The organism is Candidatus Methylomirabilis sp., assembly GCA_036000645.1.
Lineage (GTDB): Bacteria > Methylomirabilota > Methylomirabilia > Methylomirabilales > JACPAU01 > JACPAU01.
Genome location: DASYVA010000199.1, coordinates 1 through 6,939, shown reverse-complemented (window position 1 = coordinate 6,939; position 6,939 = coordinate 1). Strand labels below are relative to the sequence as shown.

At 68.2% G+C, this 6,939-nt stretch carries 7 protein-coding genes; 6 read left to right on the top strand and 1 reads right to left on the bottom strand.

Annotation, left to right across the window (positions count from 1 at the left end; genetic code table 11):
* The 5 genes from fdnG to VGT06_11295 all read left to right on the top strand — a co-directional run.
* Positions 1–2,503: formate dehydrogenase-N subunit alpha (gene fdnG / locus VGT06_11315; GenBank protein HEV8663711.1), on the top strand; the 2,503-nt coding region annotated here is incomplete at its 5' end.
* A 2-nt stretch (positions 2,504–2,505) separates the two neighbouring features.
* Positions 2,506–3,273, top strand: coding sequence for a 4Fe-4S dicluster domain-containing protein (locus tag VGT06_11310; protein HEV8663710.1), 768 nt, complete (start codon positions 2,506–2,508; stop codon positions 3,271–3,273).
* A 56-nt stretch (positions 3,274–3,329) separates the two neighbouring features.
* Positions 3,330–4,265, top strand: a complete 936-nt coding sequence (gene nrfD / locus VGT06_11305) for an NrfD/PsrC family molybdoenzyme membrane anchor subunit (GenBank protein ID HEV8663709.1) — start codon at positions 3,330–3,332, stop codon at positions 4,263–4,265.
* A gap of 19 nt (positions 4,266–4,284) precedes the next feature.
* Complete coding sequence (locus tag VGT06_11300) at positions 4,285–5,202, top strand: formate dehydrogenase accessory protein FdhE (protein HEV8663708.1); 918 nt, start codon at positions 4,285–4,287, stop codon at positions 5,200–5,202.
* Positions 5,202–5,474, top strand: a complete 273-nt coding sequence (locus VGT06_11295) for a hypothetical protein (GenBank protein HEV8663707.1) — start codon at positions 5,202–5,204, stop codon at positions 5,472–5,474. Before VGT06_11300 ends, VGT06_11295 begins: the two co-directional genes overlap by 1 nt.
* Here the strand turns inward: VGT06_11295 and VGT06_11290 are convergent.
* Complete coding sequence (locus VGT06_11290) at positions 5,471–6,238, bottom strand: cytochrome b/b6 domain-containing protein (GenBank protein HEV8663706.1); 768 nt, start codon at positions 6,236–6,238, stop codon at positions 5,471–5,473. The genes VGT06_11295 and VGT06_11290 overlap by 4 nt on opposite strands.
* Positions 6,239–6,441: 203 nt before the next feature.
* Here VGT06_11290 and VGT06_11285 point away from each other — a divergent pair.
* The coding region (locus VGT06_11285; GenBank protein HEV8663705.1) for a formate dehydrogenase accessory sulfurtransferase FdhD at positions 6,442–6,939 on the top strand (498 nt) is incomplete at its 3' end.

The following is a 6,939-nucleotide window of genomic DNA, read 5'->3' as shown; positions in this document are numbered from 1 at the left end:
CCACTCGGCCACGGTGCCGGCCCTGGGGGTCACCTACGGCCGGGGGGCCATGACCACGAACCTGATTGACGTCATGTACGCGGACGTCATCATGCCCACCTCCAACTGGGCCGAGTGCCACCCGGTCAGCTACAAGTGGGTCATGAAGGCGAAGGAGCGGGGGGCGAAGATCATCCATGTGGATCCCCGCTTCACCCGGACCTCTGCCACCGCCGATATCTGGGCCCCCATCCGGTCCGGGACGAACATCGTGTTCTTCGGCGGGCTGATCAACTACGCGATCCAGAAGCGGAAGTACCACCACGACTACGTGGTGCTCCACACCAACGCGGCGTTCCTTCTCGACCCGGAGTTCAAGAACGCCACCGAGCTGGACGGGCTCTTCACCGGCTACGACCCGGCGAAGCGGAGCTACGACCGGAAGACCTGGCGGTACCAGCTCGACGAGAACGGGAACCCGAAGAAGGACACGACCCTCCAGCACCCCCAGACAGTCTTCCAGCACTTCAAGCGGCAGTACAGCCGGTACACCCCCGAGATGGTGGAGAAGGTCTGCGGCCTGCCCAAGGAGAAGTTCCTCCAGGTGGCCGAGCTGTACTGCTCCACCGGCGCCCCGGACAAGGCCGGCACGATCAGCTACGCCCTGCAGCTCAACCAGTCCACCAACGGCGTCCAGCAGATCCGGTCCCTCACGATCCTCCAGCTCCTGCTGGGCAACATCGGCATCAAGGGGGGCGGGGTCGTGGCGCTCCGCGGGCACAGCAACGTCCAGGGCGCGACGGACATGGGCACCCTCTACCACATGCTGCCTGGCTATCCGCCGATGCCGCTCCGGGACCCCCACCCGACCTACAAGGACTTCGCCGAGAAGGTCTACCCCCGGTCGGGCTACTTCTCCAACATGGGGAAGTTCATGGTCAGCCAGCTCAAGGCCTGGTACGGGGACGCGGCGACCAAGGAGACCGACTTCGCCTACGACTACCTGCCGAAGCGGGCCACCGAGGACGACTACTCGCACCAGCACATGCTGGTGGAGATGGTGAAGGGCAAGGTGAAGGGGTTCATCGTCATGGGACAGAACCCGGCGGTGGACAGCCCGAACGCCAAGATGGCTCGGGAGGGCCTCCGGAACCTGGAGTGGATGGTCGTCCACGACCTCTTCGAGACCGAGACCGCGGCGGTCTGGAAGGCGCCCGAGGTTGCAGATCCAAAGGCGGTCAAGGTGGAGGTCTTCTTCCTGCCGGCGGCCCCGGCAGCGGAGAAGGACGGCTCCCTCACCAACACCATGCGCCTGCTCCAGTGGCACGTGAAGGCGGTGGAGCCGCCCGGGGACGCCCGGTCGGATGCCGCCTTCATCGTGGACCTGGGGCTGCGCATGAAGCAGCTGTACGCCGGCTCCAAGGCGAAGAAAGACCGGCCCATCCTGGACCTGGTGTGGGACTACAAGCCCCAGGGGGAGAAGGTCGAGCCGACCATGGAGCTGGTCCTGAAAGAGGTCAACGGGTATGCCACACAGGACATCATGAAGGACGGCCAGGTCGTCTACAAGAAGGGTCAGCCCATCAAGGGGTTCGGCGACTGCCGCGACGACGGGAGCACCGCCTGCGGGAATTGGATCTACAGCGGTGTGTACCCGGAGGAGGGGAAGAACCTGGCGCTGCGGCGGGAGAAGGCGGCGCCCGGCGACTATCTGGCCCACAACTGGGGCTTTGTCTGGCCGGCCAACCGCCGGATCCTCTACAACCGAGCCTCGGCGGACGCCCGCGGACGCCCCTGGAGCGAGAAGACCAAGGTCATCTGGTGGGATCCGGCCCAGAAGAAGTGGGTCGGCAACGACGTGCCGGACTTCAAGGCCGACCTGCCCCCCGACGCTCCGAAGTTCGCCGACGGGCCCTTCAAGGGGCTGAGCGGCCAGGACGCCTTCATCATGCGGGCGGACGGCAAGGGGGCCCTCTTTGGCGTGGTGCTCGACGGACCGTTCCCGGAGCACTACGAGCCGTACGAGGCCCCGATCAAGAACCTCCTCTCCCGGGTGGACAAGAACCCGTTGGCGAAGGTGTGGGATATCGGGGACAAGAACCGGCTCGGCAAGCCCGAGGAATTCCCGATCGTGCTCACCACCTACCGGCTGACCGAGCACCACGCGGCCGGCATGTCCCGCCACGTCCCCTGGCTCTCCGAGCTGTTCGTCGGTCACTTCATCGAGATGAGCCCCGACCTGGCCACCGAGAAGGGGATCCAGAACGGGGAGATGGTGACCGTCCTGAGCGCCCGCGGCAAGATCCGCGCCCGAGCCATGGTCACCGACCGGTTCCGGCCGTTCATCATTAACGGCAAGAAAGTCCACCACGTGGGCATCCCGTGGCACTGGGGTTACCAGGGAGCCATCCCGAGCTCCAAGGGCGACATCACCAACGACCTCGTGGCCAGCCTGGGAGATCCCACCACCTTCATCCAGGAGAGCAAGGCGCTCCTCTGCGACGTCCGGAAGGGGGAGGTCTAGCGATGGCCAGAGCCCTGGCGATGTTCACCGACACCTCAGTCTGCATCGGCTGCCGGGCCTGCCAGGTCGCGTGCAAGCAGTGGAACCAGCTCACCTGGGAGGAGCCGGTCTGGACCGGGAGCTACCAGAACCACCCCCACTTCACCGACAAGACCTGGCGGCTCGTCCGGTTCGTCGAGAAGAAGGACGCCAAGGGAGACCCGAAGTGGCTCCTGATGTCCGACGTCTGCAAGCACTGCGTGCAGGCCGGCTGCCTGGAGGCCTGCCCGACCGGGGCCATCTACCGGACGGAGTTCGGCACGGTCAACGTGAACCAGGACATCTGCAATGGCTGCCGGTACTGCGTCTCGGCCTGCCCCTTCGGGGTCATCTCCTTCAACACCGGGACGGGGCGGGTCAACAAGTGTACCTTCTGCAACGACCGGATCCACGAGGGCATGCCCACCGCCTGCGCGAAGACCTGCCCGACCGAGTCCATCCAGTTCGGGTACCGTGACGAGCTGGCGGAGAAGGCGCGCAAGCGGCTGGAGGTCCTGCGCCAGCAGGGGGAGATGGACGCCCAGCTCTACGGCGTGGATGACGACGTGGTGGGCGGGCTCAACGCTTTCTTCCTCCTCCTGGACAAGCCGGAGGTCTACGGCCTGCCCCCGAAGCCGGTGTCGCTCCCGCAGCGGAAGGTCCCCCTGGACTCCGGGTGGAGCATCCTCTCGGCCGTCGGCGTGGCCATCGGCGCCGTCGTGGCCTTCCGCGAGCGCGGGCAGTCCAGGTAACAGCCAGTTGGCTGACGGCGGGGGGACGCCCCCGCTTTCGCAGGGGAGGAGACCCGATGACCCAGCCACCCGAGTGGCCCTGGCTGATTGACCTCTACTTCTTCCTGGGCGGGATCGCGGGGGCGTCCTACGTCCTGGCCGCCATCGCCGACAACTTCGGGTCGGCGGAAGACCGGGGGATGGTCCGGATCGGCTATCTCCTCGCCTTCGCCATCGCCCCCGTCATCGCGCTCATCCTGATCGTTGACCTCGGAATGCCCCAGCGGTTCTTCCACATGCTCTGGGTCCCCAAGCCCTCGACGGCCATCGGGGAGGGGGCGATCAACATCCTGGGATTCCACTTCAAGCCCTACTCCCCCATGAGCGTGGGCGCATGGGGCCTGGGGATCTTCGGCGCCTTCGCGGCGGCCGGGGCCTACCTGAGCTGGAACGAGCGGCCGGACAGCGTCGGCCTCCGCCGGACGCTGGGCCTCTTTGGGGGCCTCTTTGCCTTCTTCCTGGCGGCGTACACCGGCCAGTTGATCTCCGCGACGGCTCAGCCCCTCTGGATGGATAGCCGGCTGGGCGGGGCGCTCTTCCTGGTGGTGGCCGCCAGCGGGGCAGGGGCGACGCTGGCCCTGATCCTCCAGCTCCGGGAGGGAGGGCCGGCCCGGACCCTCGCCAAGCTCCGGCGGACCTACACCTGGTGCCTGATCCTCCAGGCGGTGGTGCTCGCGGCCTACCTCTGGAACGTATCGGGGGGCACTCCAAAGACCGCGCGAGCGCTCCAGCTCCTGCTCAGCGGGTCCTACGCGCTGCCGTTCTGGGGCGGCGCCGTGATCCTCGGGTTGGCCGTCCCCCTGATCCTGGAGTTCCGCGATGGATTCCCCGGGGGATACCGCCAACCGGCGGGGGCGACCCTCACGGCAGCCGCCATCTTGATCCTGCTGGGTGGGTTCCTGACGAAGTTCCTGATCTTCGCCGCGGGGCAGGCCCTGGGGGTGACGGCGTGAGGGGGCGGCGGGCCCGGGCATGCTGAGGGAGTACCCCTGGGAGAACGTCGTCCGGGCCCTGGAATTATTGAAGCGGCGGCGGCCGCCCCTGGGAGAGTTGCTGAGCTTCCACGGACAGGTTCTGGAGGCCCAGCACCAGACGGTCGCCGAGATTGACGTCGGGGCCCTGGCGGGGCCGGAGGCGCTTGGGCGGCTCCGGGAGGGAGCCCCCGTCGCCGCACCGGCAGCGCTGCCGGTAGACTGGGCGGCCACGGAGGCGCTCTTCTGGCGCCTCGCGCCCCTGATGCAGGCCAGGGCAGGCGCGCCGGCGGGTGCGGTCGCGCAGTCGCTGAAAAGTGGGGAATGCGGCCTCCGAGACCTCGTCCAGGATTGGCTCGCGGGCGGGGAAGAGGTGGCGCGCCTCACCGACGCCCACGGGCTGCCGGAAGCCCTCCTCCCGTTCTGGCTTCAGGCGAGCCTCCGCCCGAGCCTGGAGGCCGTCGCGGCCCGCCTGCAGCCCCTGGCAGAGGAAGCCGAGTGGTCGCGGGGGCTCTGCCCGGTGTGCGGGTCGCCTCCGGCCACCGCGGAGCACCGGGGGCAAGACACCACCGCGCACCGCTACCTGCACTGCGGATTGTGTGGCTGCCAGTGGCGGTTCCGCCGGGGGGAGTGCCCGTTCTGCGGGAACCGGGACCACCAGCGGCTGATTCTGCTGTTCGACGAGGCGGACAAGCGGTGCCAGCTGGAGGCGTGTCGCGCGTGCCGGCGGGCGCTGAAGCTGATTGACAACAAGGATTTCTTCGGATTGATTCCCTGGCTGGAGGACCTGGGGAGCCCCCACCTGGAACTGATCGCGGCCGAACGCGGGTTCAGCATGGCCCCGGTTCGGCCAGGGGAGCCAGAGCCGGGTCCGGCGGTCACCCCGGGTCCCGGGGGCAGAGAAAGGGGTGAGGGATGATGGGCCTCCGCACCGTGTACGGTATGGTAACGGCCGTGGATGCCAAGGGGCGCGAGCTGCGGCTCAAGGAGACGGAGGTCACGTTCTGCCGCGTCTGCTGCAGTGAGGGCACGCGGATCCTGGGGGAGAACCAGGAGGCGCTCCCCCTGGAGGAGGTGCAGGCCGGGGACGAGGTCAAAGTGGAGGTCGTGGATGAGGGCGGACGGCTGCACCTGAAGCAGCTCACGGTCCTCCGCCCCGCCTGGAAGACCCTGACGAGCTTCGAGAGCTAGGTCCCGTCGCAGCAGGAGCCGACCGACACCCCGGGGGAAGGAGTGTTCCTCCGGGGTTTTGTTTTCCCCGCCCCCTCGTCCGGTCCGGATGCCTTCCCCGCCACGTCCCGGTACCAGCGGGGATGGTGGCGGCGGGCCCACTCGGCATCTACGAACCCGAACAGGATGCCCCGGAGGGACTCCCGGGTGCGCGGGTGCACCAGGGCCATGGTGAGGTGTCCGGCCACCACCGGGAGCAGGATATAGGTGGTAACCTCGTGAAGGAAGGCGACTGCAGCCCCTAGGCTCGAGCGGGGCGGGAAGATCCAGAGGAAGAGGCCCGTCGCGGTCGCGAGGAGAAGGCTGAGACCGGTCACGAGGGTGTTCAGTTTCTGCCCGCCGTTGAACTGGCCGACCTCTCCCCCCGCATCCGGGTCGTTCCTGAGCCAGCGGGGCAGGTCCCAGAGAAAGCGCCGGTCGGCGCTGTCCATCTGTACGAGGGCCCGGCCGGTCCGACGCAGGACTCGACGGTCACCGAGCAGCGCGACCAGAACGGGGAGGAGAAGGACGGCCACACCCGCCAGCAGGTGCAGGCGTAGCCCGACCCGCCGGTCGTAACCCAGCATGAGCGCCTGGAGCCAGCCGAAGCGCAGGAAGAGGCCGCTCAGGAGGAGGACGAGCGTCGGGAGGGCGATGCTCCAGTGGAAGGCCCGCTCCGTGGCGCTGAACCGGACGATGACGGGCGCGCGGCCCTCGGCCGCGCGGGCCAGCTCAGGCCCTTCCAACCCCTCGCCTTCCGAGATGCAGGACGATGGCCGGCCCATCCCTCGTTCCCAAAGCGGGACTGACCCGCAGGCGACGCGCCGGAAGCCTAGCAACGACCCCCGGCCCTGTCAATCCGCCGGCGCCTTGCGCCGGGGAGAACGGATAGATATACTGTGGGCGCCTGACGGCGACCGTCCGTAGGAGAACGTCCCCCGGGGCGCGCATGCCCATCATCTACCGGTACAGGAGCAAGGATTTCACCCCCGAGGAGGTCGGGGTGGTCCGCGAGCAGCCCTTCACCATCGTGGTGAATGGCCGCGAGCTGGCCACCCTGATGAGCACCCCGGTCAAGCTGGATTGCCTGGTGCTGGGGTTCCTGGCCTTCGAGGGGATCATCCGCGGCCTGGAGGACATCGCGCACCTGGAAGTCAACCCGGAGGAGGGGTTGGCCGAGATTCGGCTCCGGGGCTCCTTCACGCCGCCGAAGCGCCAGATCTACACCTCCGGGTGCAGCGGCGGTGTGACCTTTTCGAACACCCTGCTGGACCACGCCCCGGTCCTCCTGGAGCGGACGCTGGACCCCGACAGGGTCTTCCCCCTGATGCGCCTCCTGTACGAGGCCGCCACCCTGTACCAGCAGACGCGAGGGGTCCACGCCGCCGCGCTCGCCGACGACGAGAAGCTCCTCATCGTGGCCGAGGACGTGGGCCGGCACAACGCC